This window comes from Pseudonocardia alni, from assembly GCF_002813375.1.
GTDB lineage: Bacteria > Actinomycetota > Actinomycetes > Mycobacteriales > Pseudonocardiaceae > Pseudonocardia > Pseudonocardia alni.
Map to the genome: position 1 here is coordinate 3,913,350 of NZ_PHUJ01000003.1, position 14,788 is coordinate 3,928,137.

Annotated in this window: 14 protein-coding genes; 8 read left to right on the forward strand and 6 right to left on the reverse strand. The window is 71.8% G+C overall.

The features are described from left to right. The first annotated feature begins 75 nt into the window (after positions 1-75). From ATL51_RS19370 to ATL51_RS19395, 6 genes are all read left to right on the forward strand, one after another. Positions 76-1,131, forward strand: coding sequence for an FAD-binding oxidoreductase (locus ATL51_RS19370; RefSeq protein ID WP_073577855.1), 1,056 nt, complete (start codon positions 76-78; stop codon positions 1,129-1,131). Continuing rightward, complete coding sequence (locus ATL51_RS19375) at positions 1,128-2,336, forward strand: ferritin family protein (RefSeq protein WP_073577854.1); 1,209 nt, start codon at positions 1,128-1,130, stop codon at positions 2,334-2,336. Before ATL51_RS19370 ends, ATL51_RS19375 begins: the two co-directional genes overlap by 4 nt. Then, the gene (mimD, locus tag ATL51_RS19380) at positions 2,333-2,689 is read left to right on the forward strand and encodes a propane 2-monooxygenase effector subunit MimD (protein ID WP_350589363.1); all 357 of its coding nucleotides are present in this window, start codon (positions 2,333-2,335) and stop codon (positions 2,687-2,689) included. The genes ATL51_RS19375 and mimD overlap by 4 nt, the downstream gene beginning before the upstream one ends. 180 nt (positions 2,690-2,869) lie before the next feature. After that, positions 2,870-4,558 (forward strand): chaperonin GroEL, encoded by a 1,689-nt coding sequence (groL, locus tag ATL51_RS19385; RefSeq protein ID WP_100879464.1) that lies wholly within the window; start codon positions 2,870-2,872, stop codon positions 4,556-4,558. Between the two features lie 93 nt (positions 4,559-4,651). After that, positions 4,652-5,800 (forward strand): amidohydrolase family protein, encoded by a 1,149-nt coding sequence (locus ATL51_RS19390; protein WP_167410023.1) that lies wholly within the window; start codon positions 4,652-4,654, stop codon positions 5,798-5,800. A gap of 64 nt (positions 5,801-5,864) precedes the next feature. Further along, a complete protein-coding gene (locus tag ATL51_RS19395) occupies positions 5,865-6,878 on the forward strand; it encodes an ABC transporter substrate-binding protein (RefSeq protein WP_100879466.1) in 1,014 nt (337 codons plus the stop codon). A 102-nt stretch (positions 6,879-6,980) separates the two neighbouring features. On the opposite strand, the gene ATL51_RS19400 is transcribed toward ATL51_RS19395, so the two are convergent. The 4 genes from ATL51_RS19400 to ATL51_RS19415 form a co-directional block, all read right to left on the reverse strand. Further along, positions 6,981-8,126 carry an MFS transporter gene (locus ATL51_RS19400; protein WP_100879467.1) on the reverse strand — a complete coding sequence of 382 codons (1,146 nt, stop codon included), beginning with the start codon at positions 8,124-8,126 and terminating at the stop codon, positions 6,981-6,983. A 175-nt stretch (positions 8,127-8,301) separates the two neighbouring features. Further along, positions 8,302-8,928 (reverse strand): MBL fold metallo-hydrolase, encoded by a 627-nt coding sequence (locus ATL51_RS19405; protein WP_208623034.1) that lies wholly within the window; start codon positions 8,926-8,928, stop codon positions 8,302-8,304. Further along, complete coding sequence (locus ATL51_RS19410) at positions 8,928-10,016, reverse strand: S-(hydroxymethyl)mycothiol dehydrogenase (RefSeq protein WP_100879469.1); 1,089 nt, start codon at positions 10,014-10,016, stop codon at positions 8,928-8,930. Before ATL51_RS19410 ends, ATL51_RS19405 begins: the two co-directional genes overlap by 1 nt. 161 nt (positions 10,017-10,177) lie before the next feature. Continuing rightward, positions 10,178-10,744 carry a hypothetical protein gene (locus ATL51_RS19415; protein WP_073577847.1) on the reverse strand — a complete coding sequence of 189 codons (567 nt, stop codon included), beginning with the start codon at positions 10,742-10,744 and terminating at the stop codon, positions 10,178-10,180. 149 nt (positions 10,745-10,893) lie between these two features. On the opposite strand from ATL51_RS19415, the gene ATL51_RS19420 reads away from it, so the two are divergent. Beyond that, a complete protein-coding gene (locus ATL51_RS19420) occupies positions 10,894-12,069 on the forward strand; it encodes a fumarylacetoacetate hydrolase family protein (protein WP_100879470.1) in 1,176 nt (391 codons plus the stop codon). Positions 12,070-12,108: 39 nt separating this feature from the next. Here the strand turns inward: ATL51_RS19420 and ATL51_RS19425 are convergent, their stop codons facing one another. Then, the gene (locus ATL51_RS19425; RefSeq protein WP_073577845.1) at positions 12,109-12,546 is read right to left on the reverse strand and encodes an acyl-CoA thioesterase; all 438 of its coding nucleotides are present in this window, start codon (positions 12,544-12,546) and stop codon (positions 12,109-12,111) included. A 30-nt stretch (positions 12,547-12,576) separates the two neighbouring features. After that, positions 12,577-13,365, reverse strand: a complete 789-nt coding sequence (locus ATL51_RS19430; protein WP_237454223.1) for a MerR family transcriptional regulator — start codon at positions 13,363-13,365, stop codon at positions 12,577-12,579. A gap of 179 nt (positions 13,366-13,544) precedes the next feature. On the opposite strand from ATL51_RS19430, the gene ATL51_RS19435 reads away from it, so the two are divergent. Beyond that, positions 13,545-14,765, forward strand: coding sequence for an acetyl-CoA C-acetyltransferase (locus ATL51_RS19435; RefSeq protein ID WP_208623035.1), 1,221 nt, complete (start codon positions 13,545-13,547; stop codon positions 14,763-14,765). The last annotated feature ends 23 nt before the right edge of the window (positions 14,766-14,788 follow it).

Genomic DNA, 14,788 nt, shown 5'->3' on the forward strand with positions numbered 1-14,788 from the left:
GACGCCTGCCCACGTCTGTCCGATTGGTCTTTTTTCTCACGCCATTCGTCACGCCAAGAGAGGTGGTCTGCGCTCGTGGGCGACAAACACGTCGTGCGGTTCGAGCCCGTCGGCATCGAGATCGAGGTCGACGAGGACCAGAACATCCTCCGCGCCGCGGCCGAGCAGGGCGTCCAGCTCATGCACGGTTGCAAGGAGGGCCAGTGCTCGGCCTGCAAGTCCTTCGTGCTCGAGGGCGAGGACATCGAGTACGACAGCTACTCGACCTTCGCGCTCCCGGACTACGAGAAGGAGGAGGGCCACACCCTCCTGTGCCGGGCGCATGCCTACGAGGACCTGGTCATCGAACTGACCAACTACGACGAGGAGATCATCCGGTCCGGCCTGCCCCTCACCAAGGGCGTGGTCGAGGTCGTGTCGGTCGAGGCCGTCACCCACGACATGCGGCATCTGACCGTCAAGCTGGTCGAGCCGTCGGAGATCAAGTTCTTCCCCGGGCAGTACATGGACCTCGTCTGCCCCGGGACCGAGGAGAGCCGTTCGTTCTCCATGGCCAACACCCCCAACCGGGACGGCACCTACGAGTTCGTCATCAAGGTCTACCCGGGTGGGTTGTTCGGGACCTGGCTCGACGAGAAGGCCGCTCCCGGTGACCGGCTCGATGTCGAGGCGCCCTTCGGCACCTTCACCCTCCGTCAGAACCGCAGCTCGCCGATCGTCTTCGTCGGCGGTGGCGCCGGCATGGCGCCGGTACTGGGCCTGCTGCGGGCGATGGCCGATGGCGGCGTCGAACGACGGGCCACCTTCTACTACGGCGCGCGCACCGCGGCCGATCTCTGCTTCGAGAAGGAGATCGCCGAACTGGCGCCCCAGCTCAACGGCTTCCGGTACGTCCCCGCCCTGTCCGACGGCGACGGCGGGGACTGGGCCGGCGAGACCGGTCTGATCACCGAGGTGGTCAGGCGCAACGAATCCGATCTGAAGGGAGCGGATGCCTACGTCTGCGGTCCCCCGCCGATGGTCGACGCGGCGATCGCGACGCTGACCCAGCTGGGTGTGAGTGAGACCAACATCTTCTACGACAAGTTCACCACGACCGGTGAGCAAGAAGGCGAGGACGGACAGCAATGACTCAGTCCCCCACCACACAGGACACGTCGTCCGGTTCGCAGCGCAGCGTTCCCAAGCCCGTCTTCACCGACGCGGAGGCCGGAGCGCGGGAGTTCCCGGACTCGAGCTCGAGCGCACGCCACTACAACTACTACACCCCGGCCAAGCGGAAGCAGACGCTGTACGAGGACACCACCGTCGAGGTCCAGCCGGACCCGCGGCACTACCTCGCGCAGGGCTGGATCTACGGCTTCGCCAACGGCGAGGGCGGCTACCCGCTGCACTGGACCAAGCTGAAGGCCTGGGGCGTCGACGAGCCCGAGCCGCAGCGCGGCATCGGCACCGGCGGCATGCACGTGAAGAACTGGCCGGCCCACGGCTGGCACGAGTTCCGCGACCCGAACGAGGAGTGGGAGCAGAGCCTCTACCGGTACAACGCGAACGTCGTCCGGCAGCTCACCCAGAACATCGAGAACGCCCGCAACGCGAAGGCGTTCGAGCTGTGGAACTCGAACTGGATCCGGTTCGTCGAGCGCAACGTCGGCGCCTGGATGCACATCGAGCACATCCTCGGCCTCTACGTCTTCGCGTCCAACGAGCGGTCCGCGCCGACCAACATGCACAACACGGCGCTCGCGGCGAACTCCACCCGTAAGATCCGCTTCGCCCAGGACCTGGCGCTCTACAACCTGACGCTGTCGGAGGAGATCGACGGGTTCGACGGCGCAGCCCACCTCGACGCGTGGGACAACGCGCCGGAGTGGCAGGGCGCCCGCAAGTTCACCGAGGCCCTCACCGCGGTCCAGGACGACTGGGGCGAGGCCATCTTCGCGGCCAACTGCGTCTTCGAGCCGCTGGTCGGTGAGCTGTTCCGCTCGAACCTGGTCATGCAGTCCGCCGCCACCAACGGCGACTACGTGACCCCGACGGTCATGGGTGCCGGCGAGTACGACTACGCCCAGCGCGACCTGCGCTGGTCGATCGCCTGTTTCGCGCCGCTCACCCAGGACCGCGAGTTCGCCGAGCACAACCGCTCGCTGATGGGCGGCTGGCTGCGGACCTACGTCCCGCAGGCGCTGGAGGCCGCCCGGACCATGCAGCCGATGTGGTCCCAGTCGGACTCGAAGCCCCCCACGTTCGAGGACTCCCTCGACCGCGCCAAGAACCGGTTCGCCGGGATCTGCAGCGATCTCGGCCTCGACGTCCCCGAGGAGCTGAAGCAGTGACCAGCACCAGCCCGTTCAAGCAGGACAGCACCGCGTCGAACATGTGTGGCTTCACGCTGATGAACAACCAGATCGGCGCGGTCATCGCGACCGTTCTGGACCGTCAGGACAACGTGACCGTGCAGCACCTGCCCTCGATGATCCGCGTCGACGGCACGGGCAAGTTCGAGCTGGACTACGTCGCGATGGACGAGGAGGCCGGCCAGGAGGAGGGCTGGTTCGATGCCGCCCAGTTCGAGGAGAACATGTCCACCCACTACGGGCGGATGGTCCACCTGGACGACAAGACGATCATGTTCGCCAATCCCGAGGACGCCGCCGAGTACATCGACTTCGACCTGAAGCCGGTGTAAGGACCCGCTCCTCACCCGGATCGCACCGCCCGGGACGACGACCCGTCCCCGGCCCACCACGGCCGGCGACGGCCCGGGCGGTGCGCTCCACCCGCGCAGCGCGCCCGCACGGCGACACGGCTGCGCACGTTGATCCACACCCGCGCACCTGGACCGACTCTTTCTCCGGGAGGACCCACCATGGCCAAGGAACTCCGCTTCGGCGCCGAGGGCCGTCATCTGCTGCAGGCCGGCGTCGACCAGCTGGCCGAAGCCGTCAAGAGCACGCTCGGCCCCAAGGGCCGCAACGTCATCCTGGAGAAGATCACGGGCTCGCCCGAGGTCACGAACGACGGCGTCACGATCGCCCGCGAGATCCACCTGCGCGACCCCTTCGAGAACATGGGCGCCCAGCTGGTCAAGGAAGCGGCGGTCAAGACCAACGACACGGTCGGCGACGGGACCACCACCGCGACCGTCATCGCCCAGGCCATCGTCCGCGAGGGCATGAGCGCCATCGAGCGCGGCGGCAACCCGGTGCTGGTCAAGCGGGGCATCGACATCGCGGTCAACGCGCTCGTCGACCGTCTGCAGACGGTGTCGCACCCGGTCAGCACCGAGGAGGACTACGCCCGCGTCGCGTCCATCTCGGCCAACGACGACTACACGATCGGCCGCGTCGTCGCGAAGGCGCTGCACACCGTGGGCGACGACGGCGTCGTCACCGTCGACGACACCCCGCTGCCGGGCGTCTCGGTGGACTTCGTCGAGGACTTCGAGTTCGACAACGGGTACGTCTCGCCGTACATGGTGACCAACCCCGGCACGCTCGAGGCGATCGTCGACGACCCCTACATCCTCTTCACCGCGCACAAGATCAAGGACGTCCAGCAGATCATGCCGGTGCTGGACCGGATCATGCGCAACGACCGGCGCCCGCTCGTCATCGTCGCGGAGACCGTCGAGGGCACCGCCCTGCAGATGCTGGTCCACAACCACGTCAACGGGCACTTCCAGGCCGTCGCGATCAAGGCGCCGGGCTTCGGCGAGAAGCGCATCCACCTGCTGGAGGACATGGCCGCGCTCTGCGGCGGGCAGGTGCACTCCAAGAGCTCCTCGTTCTCGCTCGAGCAGATCGACGTCGAGCACCTGGGGCGCGCCGTGCAGGTGCAGGTCACCAGCGAGGGCACCACGATCATCGGCGGCGGCGGGGACAAGCAGAAGCTGGAGTACCGGCTGTCGCAACTGCGCGCCGAGCTGGCCCGCGCGACGATCGGCACCGACGAGGACTTCTTCTCCGACCGCATCGCCCGGCTGTCCGGGAAGGCCGCGATCATCTCGGTCGGGGCACCGACCAACGCCGAGGCCCGCGAGATCCGGCACCGTGTGGACGACTCGCTGCAGGCGACCCGGGCCGCGGTGGCCGAGGGCATCGTCGCCGGTGGCGGCGCGGCACTGCTGCACGCCGAGCCCGCTCTCGACGAGCTGGACGTGACCGGGGACTACCGGATCGGCGTCGAGATCGTCCGGCACGCGCTCACCGAGCCCGTGCACCTCATCGCCTCCAACGCCGGCTACGACGGCGACGAGGTGGTCAAGCAGGTCACGACCATGGGCGTCGACGAGGGCTTCGACGCCCTGGAGGGCCGCTTCGGGGACATGGTCGAGATGGGCATCATCGACCCGCTGCGGGTCGTGCGCTCCGCCCTGCAGAACGGCGCCTCGGTCGCCGGGCTGATCCTCACCACCAACTCGCTGGTGGCCGAGGAGGTCACGCCCTGGAACAAGGCGCTCATGACCGAGTTCGGCCAGCTCGACGAGGGCATCCCGCAGCCCAGCCCGGACTCGAGCACGCCCCAGTCGATGGGGCTCGGCCCGTCGGTCGGGTAGGTACCGGCCCGTCCGGTCACAGGAACAGTGGGGAGCGGCCCGGCACGCGCTGCGCGTGCCGGGCCGCTCCGCGACAGTGGAGAGGTGGTCGTCGTGGACCGGTGCTGCGGTGCGCCCCAGGGGCGTGGTGGTCTCCCGGCAGTCGTCGACGCCCAGGTGCACGGCTGGGACGGCCGGCCGCACAACCAGGCGGGCCCGGCGGGGGAGCAGTTCGTCGCCGACCTGCTGCACCGCCACCGGATGGTCGACCCGTCGCCGCGCCCGCTGTCCGCGGACGCGTTCGAGCTGGTCACGCCGCAGGCACTGGCCGCGCACGTGCTCTCCGCGGTGGACCGCGCGGTGCTCGTCCCGGCCGGTTTCGAGGACCTGTTCGTGCTGGGGTTCGCCGCACCGGCCTGGCACGCCGAGCTCGCCGCCGAGCACCCCGGGCGGCTCGTGCTGGCGGGGGAGCTCGACCCCGCCGACCGGGCCCGCGCCCGCGGCATCGGGGCCCGGGTCGGCCGCGACGGTCTGCGCGCGCTGACCGTGCTGCCCGCCCGTCGTCCGGAGACCGCGCTGTCGCTGCGGGCGCCGTGGCTGCGCCGCACCCTGATCCGGGCCGAGCAGGCCGGCGCCGGGGTGGTCCACATCGGGATCGCGCCGACCGCGCGACCGTCGCGCGCGGCACCGGAGTGGGCGCACGCGGGCGTCGTCGCCGAGGGCGACGCCGTTCCGCGGCCCCGGTGGCCGGAGTGGGCCGAGCCGGTCCGCGCGGGGTCCGCACTCCCGGTCCGGGTGCGCAGCGCCGGGCCGCTGCCGGCCGGTGCCGTCGACGTCACCGACGTCGCCGCGCTGGCCACGGCCCTGCCCAAGATCCGGTTCGTGGTCGGCGCCGCCTGCGCCCCGACCGCGTCGCTGGTCCGGTTGGCCCGCCTGCCCAACGTCTACGTGCTGCTCACCGACCTGCTGATCGCGTTGCGCCGGCACCGGGTGACCGCCGCCGAGGCGCTCGGCGAGCTGCTGGCCGCCTACGGCCCGGACCGGCTGATGTTCGGCAGCGGCTACCCGCTGGTGCGCCCGGCGCGCCTGATCCGCGACCTCATGACCTTCCGCTACCCCGACGAGCTGCGCGGACGGTTCCCCGAGCTCGACGACGACGTCCGCGCCGCCCTGCTCGGCGGCACCGCGGCACGGGTCCACGGGTTCGACCTGGCCTGCGCCACCGTCCGTCCCCGCCGCCGAGGAGTGTTGAGCCCCACCTGAATGCAGGAGAGGCAACCCTCAGAACGTGTCCTATCCTTCCGCCGGACGAGCGAAGGGAACGGACATGGGACTCAACCGACGGCAGATGCTTCTCACGACGCTGGCTGCGGCCGGTGGCGCCGTACTGGCCGGGTGTGGCGGGGGCGGCAGGTCGGAGACCGGCACCGGTGCCGCGACGGGGAGTGCCGGATTCCCGGTGACGATCGAGGGCAAGCTCGGTGCGGCGACGATCCCGCAGGCCCCGCAGCGGGTGGTGTCCGTGGGCTACACCGACCACGACGCGATCCTCGCGCTCGGGGTGGCGCCGGTGGCGGCCCGCTACTGGTACGGCGACGAGGAGGTCGTCGTGCAGCCGTGGGCCCAGGCGGCCGCGCAGGCAGTGGGCGCGGCACCGGCGGTGCTGAACATGTCCTCCGTCGAGCCGGAGAAGATCGCAGCACAGCGCCCCGACCTGGTGATCGGCCTCTACTCCGACCTCGACGCCCAGAGCTATCCGGTGGTGAGTGCCGTCGCGCCGACCGTCGGACCGCCCCGGGGGTTCGACGACTACGGCGCACCGTGGCAGGAGTACACCCGCGAGACCGGACGGGCGCTGGGCAAGGAGGCCGAGGCCGAGAAGCTGATCACCGATCTGGAGGCCAGGTTCGTCGCCGCCCGCGACGCCGACCCGCAGTGGAAGGGGCGCTCGGTCGTCGTCGCGAGCCGCAGCGCGGACAAGATCAGCGTGTTCTCCTCGCAGGACCCCCGCTCACGGTTCTTCACCCAGCTGGGGTTCACGGTGCCGCCCCGGATCGACCAGCTGGCCGCAGGCAAGTTCTACACCGAGTTCAGCTTCGAGCAGGCGAGCGAGCTCGACCACGACCTCATCGTCTGGGATCAGCTGTCGTTCACCCCCGGCGGGAAGGCGACGGTCGTCGGGGACCCGCTGCTGTCGCGGTTGCCCGCGATGCGCGACGGGCGCACCGTGTTCCTGGAGGGGGCCACCGAGCTGGCCTTCGCCTGGCAGACCGTGCTCAGCCTCCCGTCCGTGCTCGACGCGGTCGTCCCCCAGCTGCAGCGGGCGATTCCGAAGACCTGAGCCGCCGCCGTCGGGGAGGGGCGCCCCGACCCCCGGGCCCCGCCCTGCCACGCGCTGCTCCTGCTCACCCCGACCGCCGCTCCGGGGTTGCCGTCGCGGTGGTCAGGCACGACGACGCCGGACGGCCGGGGTGAGCAGGAGCAGCACCGCGGCCGTCGTGCCGAAGGCGGCGGCGAACCCGAAAGGCTCGGCGATCGCGCCGAGCCCGGTCGCCCCCAGGCCCGTCCCGGCGTCGTAGGCGATGTTCCAGGCGGCGCTGGCCGCGCCGTAGTGCAGCGGCCCGGCGGCGGCGAACAGGGCGACCATCGCGTCGTTCTGCACCAGCCCGAACCCGGCGCCGACGACGGCCGCCCCCACCACCAGCAGGACCGACGCGTACGGCGCGGCGAGCACCCCGAGCAGCCCGACCGTGGCGCACGCCGTCCCGACCGGGAGCAGTGTCCCGGGACGTCCGCTGCGGTCGGTGAGGGTGCCCGCGACGCCGCGGCCGAGCAGCGCGCCGAGTGCGGTGGCGAACAGCGCGGCAGGCACCGCGACCGTCGCCCCGGGGGCGACGAGCGGGGCGAAGGTGATCACGCCGCCCTGCGCGGTGGAGCAGCCCAGCATTGCCACGACCGGCGCGGCGGGGAGCCGCCTGCGGGTCTCGCGGGGGTGTGGGACGACATCGTCGCGGCGGGGTGCCGGGGCCCGCCGGGGGCCCCGCACGAAGGCCACCACCAGGGCTCCGGCGACCGGGGTGATCCCCGCCAGCAGGAACACCCCGGTGAACCCCAGCGCGTCGACGACCGCGACACCTGCCGGCAGGAACAACAGCTGGGGCAGGCCGACGGCGTAGCCGTAGCGCGCCGACGCGCGACCGTGTGCGGAGGGCTCGACCAGCTCCGCGACGAGCGCGCTCCCGGCGACCGTCGCCAGCCCGAACCCGATCCCGCGGACCGTGGAGATCGCCAGCACGGGCCCGAGGTCGGCGGTCAGCGCGAGCAACGGCGTCGGGAGGCCGAGCAGCAGCGACCCCACGACCAGCACCGGACGGTGGCCGACCCGGCGCAGCATCGCGGGCACCAGGAGCTGGGTGGCCACGGTGGCCGCCATCAGCACGCCGGTGCTCAGCCCCGCGCCGAACTCACCGGAGCCGCCCCGGGACACCCACAGCGGCACGACCGGCAGGAGCAGGGCGTACCCGCCGAACGCCAGCGCGGTCGCGGCGAGGAGCAGGCGGAACGGGAGCGACGACAGCGAGCGGGGCACGCCCCACCGTGTCAGACCGCACCGGTCCCGGCCCGGCCCGGCCCGGTCGCCGAGATGCAGCTGAGCGGGAGTTGTGGATCTCCCCGGCCCGCTGAGGTGCATCTCGGCGCGGGAACGGCCGCGGCCCGGCCTCTCGGGGTGAGGGGCCGGGCCGCGGCGTGCACGATGGCGGGGCTCAGGATCCGTTGCGGATCCATTCCTCGAGGTGGGGTGCCTCGTCGCCGATGCGGGTGGAGTCGCCGTGTCCGGTGCGGACCCGGGTGTCGGCGGGCAGGGGCAGCAGGGTGGTCCGGATCGACTCGATGATCGTGTCGAAGCTGGAGTAGGACCGTCCGGTGGCGCCGGGTCCGCCCTGGAACAGGGTGTCGCCGGTGAAGACGATGCCGAGCTCGGGGGCGTAGAGGCAGGACGAGCCGGGCGAGTGGCCGGGGGTCTGCAGGACGGTCAGGTCGATTCCGCCCGCGGTCAGGACCTGCCCGTCGGACAGCTCCTGGTCGGGCTTGCGGTCGGGCCAGGTCATGTCCCACAGGACCATCTCGGCGGGGTTGAGCAGGATCGGCGCGCCGAAGCGGTCGGCGAGGGCGGGCGCCTGGTTGACGTGGTCGTCGTGGGCGTGGGTGCACACGACGGCCTTGACGCGCCGGTCGCCGACGGCGGCGGCGATGGCGTCGGCGTCGTGGGCGGCGTCGATGACGATGACCTCGCGGTCGTCGCCGACGATCCACACGTTGTTGTCGACGTCGAAGGAGCCACCGTCGAGGTTGAAGGTGCCGGAGGTGACGACGTGGTCGATCGGGGCCATCAGAGGATCACCACCGAGCGGAGGACCTCACCGGCGTGCATCTTGTCGAAGGCCTGCTCGACGCCGTCGATCCCGATCTCCTCGGTGACGAACTTGTCGAGCGGGAAGCGTCCCTGCAGGAACAGGTCGACGTAGGTCGGGAAGTCGCGGCTGGGCAGGCAGTCGCCGTACCAGGAGGACTTGAGGGCGCCGCCGCGGCCGAAGTAGTCGATCAGCGGGATCTCGGGGGCGTTGAGGTCGGGGGTGGGGACGCCGACCAGGACCACGGTGCCGGCGAGGTCGCGGGCGTAGAAGGCCTGCTTGTAGGTCTCGGGGCGCCCGACGGCCTCGATGACGACGTCGGCGCCGTTGCCGTCGGTCACGCTCTGGATGTACTCGACCGGGTCGGTCTCCTTGGCGTTGACGGTGTGGGTCGCGCCGAACTCCTCGGCCCACTTCAGCTTCCGCGGGTCGGTGTCGACGGCGATGATCGTCGTTGCACCGGCGAGCTTCGCCCCGGCGATGGCGGCGTCACCGACGCCGCCGCAGCCGATGACGGCGATGGAGTCGCCGCGGCCGATCTGGCCGGTGTTGACCGCGGCACCCAGCCCGGCCATGACGCCGCAGCCGAGCAGGCCCGCGACCTTGGCGGGGGCGTCGGGGTTGACCTTGGTGCACTGTCCGGAGTGGACGAGGGTCTTCTCGATGAACGCGCCGATCCCGAGGGCGGGGGACAGCTCGGTGCCGTCCTCGAGGGTCATCTTCTGGGTGGCGTTGTGGGTGTCGAAGCAGTACTGGGGCTTGCCCTTCTTGCAGGCCCGGCACTGGCCGCAGACGGCGCGCCAGTTGAGGACGACGTAGTCGCCGGGTGCGACGTCGGTGACGCCCTCGCCGACGGACTCGACGATCCCGGCGGCCTCGTGGCCGAGCAGGAAGGGGAACTCGTCGTTGATGCCGCCGAGCTTGTAGTGCAGGTCGGTGTGGCAGACCCCGCAGGCCTGGATCTTCACCACGGCCTCACCGGGACCGGGATCGGGCACGTTGATCGTCTCGACGGTGACCGGTTCACCCTTGGCGCGGGCCACGACTCCGCGTACCTGCTGTGCCATTGCTCGTACTCCACTCGTCCTCGACGCCGTCCGCTCGGGACGGATGCCCGGATGGCGACTCTGGCATGGGTGCCCGGACGGTGCCAGGTCGGCTCCGGCCCCGCAACAGGTGTTGTGCCGAAAGGCCCCGGTCCGCGGGACGCGGACCGGGGCGGCGGAGCTCAGAAGTCGAAGTCACCACCCATGTCCATGCCGCCGTCGTCGAAGCCGGGGTCCTCGGCCGGGGGCTCCTCGGCCGCGGCCACGTCGTCACCATCACCGGCGTCGTCGAACATCGCGCCGGCGATCGCCGTGCCGATGAACGCGCCCGCGACACCGGCGAGCAGCGACCCGGCGATCATCCCGCCCATGCCCGGACCACGGCCGCCGCCGAGCGAGCGCTCCATCGTGCCGGGGTTGCGCATCTCGGCGCGGGTCGCCATCCGCGCCAGCTCCTGCGGGTCGGCCGACCGCGCCCGCTCGGCCTCGGGGACCTGCGCGCCGACGTCGTTCAGCACCGCCTGCCGCTGCTCGGGGGTGAGTTTCGCGAAGGCCTCCGCGTGCGCCTGCTCCACCTGCTCCGGCGGGGCGGTGCGGAGCATGTAGCGGTAGCGCTCGATCGCCTGCTGGTCGGGATCCTGCTGCTGCGCCCGGCCGGAGCCCTGGTGGGGCGCGCCCCCGAAGCCCTGCTGCGGCTGTGCCTGCGCGCCTCCGGTGAGGCGTTCCTTGAGCTTGTCGAGCAGACCCATCTGCGGGTGTCCTCCTGCGTTCCGGGTGAGTTCCCGGTGGTGTGTCGGTACGTGTCCGATCCGGACGGAACGGGCACACCGGTCGAACGCGTGACAACCGTGGCGAGTTCCCACCCACGCCGTCGCCGGATCGCCTACGGTCGGGGACCGTGACGACTGCGCCGCCGCCGACGACCGTCCCCGCCCTCGCGCTCGGCGCCGTCGCCGGGAAGGGACGCCCCGGGAGCTCGCGCATCGCCTGTCCGCTGCCCGACGGTGGCCTGCTCGACGTCGGCTCGCTGGCCACTGCACAGCGCGGCCCGTACCCGGACCTGCTGGCCGCGCCCGACCTGACCCGGCTGCTCGACGCCGGTGCCCCGGCCTGGCGCGAGGTCGTCCAGTGGCTGCGCGGCTGGCGCGAGGACCACGAGCGGGCCGCCGCATACCGCCTGCCCGACGAGGGACTGGTCCCGGTGCTGCCGTTCGCCGTCGCCGACTACGTCGACTTCTACGCCTGCGAGCAGCACGCACGGAACGCCGGACTGATCTTCCGCCCGGACGCCCAGGACCCGCTCACCCCGAACTGGCGGCGGATGCCGGTCGGGTACCACGGCCGTTCCGGCACGGTCCGGGTCACCGGCACCCCGGTCGCGCGCCCGTCGGGGCAGCGCGGGCCCGAGGACTTCGGTCCCTGCGCCGAGCTCGACTTCGAGGCCGAGCTCGGCTTCGTCCTCGGCGGGCCGGTCCCGGGGCCGGTCGGAATCGACGACGCCGCCGACCACGTCCTCGGCGTCGTGCTGCTCAACGACTGGTCCGCCCGCGACATCCAGTTCTTCGAGTCCCGCCCGCTCGGCCCGCACCTGGGCAAGTCCTTCGCGACGTCGATCTCGGCGTGGGTGACACCGCTCGACGAGCTGTCCGCGGCCCGGGTCCCGCTGCCCGCGCACGACCCCGCGCCGCTGCCCTACCTCACCCCGGGCGAGCCCGCGCTGGGCCTGGACCTCGACCTCGCCGTGCACGTCAACGGCGAGCTGGTCGCGTCCCCGCCCACGAGGGACCTGTACTGGTCCCCGGAACAGATGGTGGCCCACCTCACCTCGGGCGGCGCCGGACTGCGCGCCGGCGACCTGCTCGGTTCGGGCACCGTCTCCGGCCCGGAGCGCAGCGGTTTCGGCTCGATGCTGGAGCTGTCCTGGAACGGCCGCGACCCTGTCGTGCTCGCCGGCGGCGCCACACGCACCTGGCTGGAGGACGGCGACGAGGTCGTGATGACCGCGACCGCGCCCGCCCGCGACGGCGGCCGGGTCGCCCTCGGCGAGGTCCGCGGCCGGATCCGCGGCGCCTGACCGCCGCAGCCGGCGGGGGAGACCCTCGGCCGGGGGTGCTCAGGGGCGCAGCGGCATCAGCGGCTCGGGGTCGCCGAGCGCGTTCAGGATCAGCGCCGGCACCTCCTGCTTGCCGCTGCCGTCGACGGCGATGACCACGTAGACGGTGCGGCAGTCGCAGGTGACGATGCGCTCGCCCGCGTCGTCGAGGGCGCGGACCTGGAAGTCGAGCGCGAAGCTGGTCCGGCCGATCCGCGCCGTCGACACCGCGACGACGACGTCCTCGCCCCACCCGACCCCGGCCCGCCAGTCGAGCTCGGTGTGGACGAGCTGGACGTCGTAACCGGCGTCGAGCATCGCCCGGTAGGTGAGGCCGCGGGACTCGAGGAACTCGGTCATCGCCTCGTCGAACCAGGCCAGGTACCAGGCGTTGAAGACGACCCCCTGGGCGTCGACCTCGTGGTAGCGCACCCGGACCGGGAACTCGAAGCTCGCCATGGGCCGATGTTACGACTCACCCGGCCGGGCTCACCCCTCGTGCCGGTCGGAGCCCCCGGAGGAGTCGACGCGCTCCCGGATGGCCCGGTTGACCGCCCGCCCGAACGCTGCGACGACGCCCTGCAGGGTGATCGGCTTGAGCCGGGAGAAGGCGGCGGCGAGCCGTCGCCGCTCGTCGGCGGGGCGGCCGCGGTCCCGGTAGGGCTGCAGGACCTCGTCCTGGAACAGCGTCATCAGGTCCTCGGCGAGCGCGGCGGTGTGCCGCTCGATGAGGTCGTGCGAACGCTTCCACAGCTCGGGGGGCAGGCCGGAGTCCAGAGCCTCCAGCGCGGAGCCGAGCGCGACCGCGCCGTGCAGCCGGACGGTCGCCGGGCCGTCGCCGGGCAGCCGGGTCAGCGCGCCGAGCCGTTCGAGGGTGGTGACGTCGTCGTCGGACAGACGGCGACCCGCGCGCCGGTCGAGCCCGGCCCGGTCCAGCTCCTCGTCGACCTCGGGCAGCCAGGGCGTGAGCAGCGCGCGCTGCAGGGCCAGCTCCTCCGGCGCGGTCTCCAGCGGTACCCGTTCCAGCTGCCGTTCGATCGCGGCGAGGGTGAAGCCCAGCCCGGTGAGCTCGCCGATCAGCTCCAGCCGGGCGCGGTGCGCGGCGTCGTAGAGACCCGTGCGGCCGCGCAGCCGGGGCGCGGGGATGAGTCCCTTGCTCGCGTAGAAGCGGATGGTGCGCACCGACATCCCGGTCCGCTCGGCGAGCTGGTCGACGGTGAGGAGATCCCCGTCGTCGGGGGTCGGGCTCATCGCGGAGCCGTCGATGGCGGCGGACATGGCGAGCAGGTTACGGGTCGGCCGCTCGATATGACAGTGCTGGTGTGACATCATCCGTGTCACATGGACCCCGGTCCGTCTTGACCCATGTGACAGTGCTGCTGTAACAAAAGCTACCAGTAAGTAGGGGCAGTGCCGCCTGTACCGCCCCCGTGCCGACCACCCCACGAGAGGTTCGGATGAGCGAGATTCCCGAGGCCTACATCTACGACGCGATCCGTACACCGCGCGGACGGGGCAAGGCCTCCGGTTCGCTGCACGAGGTCAAGCCGATCTCCCTGGTGACCGGGCTGATCGACGCGGTCCGCGAGCGCAACCCGCAGCTCGACACGAACACGATCGACGACCTGGTGCTCGGCGTCGTCTCGCCCGTCGGCGACCAGGGCGGCGACATCGCCAAGACCGCCGCCATCGCCGCGGGCCTGCCCGACACCGTCGCCGGTGTGCAGCTCAACCGCTTCTGCGCGTCCGGCCTGGAGGCCGTGAACACCGCGACCCAGAAGGTCCGCTCCGGCATGGAGGAGCTCGTCCTCGCCGGTGGCGTCGAGGGCATGAGCCGTGTCCCGATGGGCTCGGACGGCGGCGCCTGGGCGATGGACCCCGACACCGCCTATGAGACCGGCTTCGTGCCGCAGGGCATCGGCGCCGACCTCATCGCGACGCTCGAGGGCTACAGCCGCACCGACGTCGACACCTTCGCCGTGGAGTCGCAGACCCGGGCCGCGAAGGCGTGGGCCGACGGTCGCTTCGCGAACTCGATCATCCCGGTGAAGGACCGCAACGGCCTGACGATCCTCGACCGCGACGAGCACATCCGCGCCGGCGCGACCGTGGAGGCGCTGGGCGGGCTCAAGCCGTCGTTCGAGATGATGGGCCGCGACGGCGGGTTCGACGCCGTGGCGCTGCAGAAGTACCACTGGGTCGAGAAGATCGACCACGTCCACCACGCGGGCAACAGCTCCGGCATCGTCGACGGTGCGGCGCTCACCCTCATCGGCACCGAGGCCGCCGGGAAGGCCAACGGCCTGACCCCGCGTGCGCGCATCGTCGCCACCGCGCTGTCCGGCGCCGACCCGACGATCATGCTGACCGGTCCGGCGCCCGCCGCGCGCAAGGCGCTGGCCAAGGCCGGGCTGTCGGTCGGCGACATCGACCTCTTCGAGATCAACGAGGCGTTCGCGGCCGTGGCCCTGCGCTTCATGCGCGACATGGACATCTCGCACGAGATCACCAACGTCAACGGTGGGGCCATCGCGATGGGCCACCCGCTGGGGGCCACCGGCGCGATGATCCTCGGCACCCTCGTCGACGAGCTGGAGCGCCGTGACCTGCGCCGCGGCCTGGCCACGCTGTGCGTGGGCGGCGGCATGGGCATCGCCACCATCGTCGAGCGCGTCTGAATCCCGGAAGGACTGAACAAGCA

Excerpts from the sequence above, each read along its gene's own strand:
- ATL51_RS19375 (WP_073577854.1), top strand. The coding sequence starts at position 1,128 with ATGACTCAGTCCCCCACCACACAGGACACGTCGTCCGGTTCGCAGCGC.
- groL (WP_100879464.1), top strand. The coding sequence starts at position 2,870 with ATGGCCAAGGAACTCCGCTTCGGCGCCGAGGGCCGTCATCTGCTGCAG.
- ATL51_RS19395 (WP_100879466.1), top strand. The coding sequence starts at position 5,865 with ATGGGACTCAACCGACGGCAGATGCTTCTCACGACGCTGGCTGCGGCC.
- ATL51_RS19405 (WP_208623034.1), bottom strand. The coding sequence starts at position 8,928 with ATGGCCCCGATCGACCACGTCGTCACCTCCGGCACCTTCAACCTCGAC.
- ATL51_RS19410 (WP_100879469.1), bottom strand. The coding sequence starts at position 10,016 with ATGGCACAGCAGGTACGCGGAGTCGTGGCCCGCGCCAAGGGTGAACCG.
- ATL51_RS19415 (WP_073577847.1), bottom strand. The coding sequence starts at position 10,744 with ATGGGTCTGCTCGACAAGCTCAAGGAACGCCTCACCGGAGGCGCGCAG.
- ATL51_RS19425 (WP_073577845.1), bottom strand. The coding sequence starts at position 12,546 with ATGGCGAGCTTCGAGTTCCCGGTCCGGGTGCGCTACCACGAGGTCGAC.
- ATL51_RS19430 (WP_237454223.1), bottom strand. The coding sequence starts at position 13,365 with ATGTCCGCCGCCATCGACGGCTCCGCGATGAGCCCGACCCCCGACGAC.
- ATL51_RS19435 (WP_208623035.1), top strand. The coding sequence starts at position 13,545 with ATGAGCGAGATTCCCGAGGCCTACATCTACGACGCGATCCGTACACCG.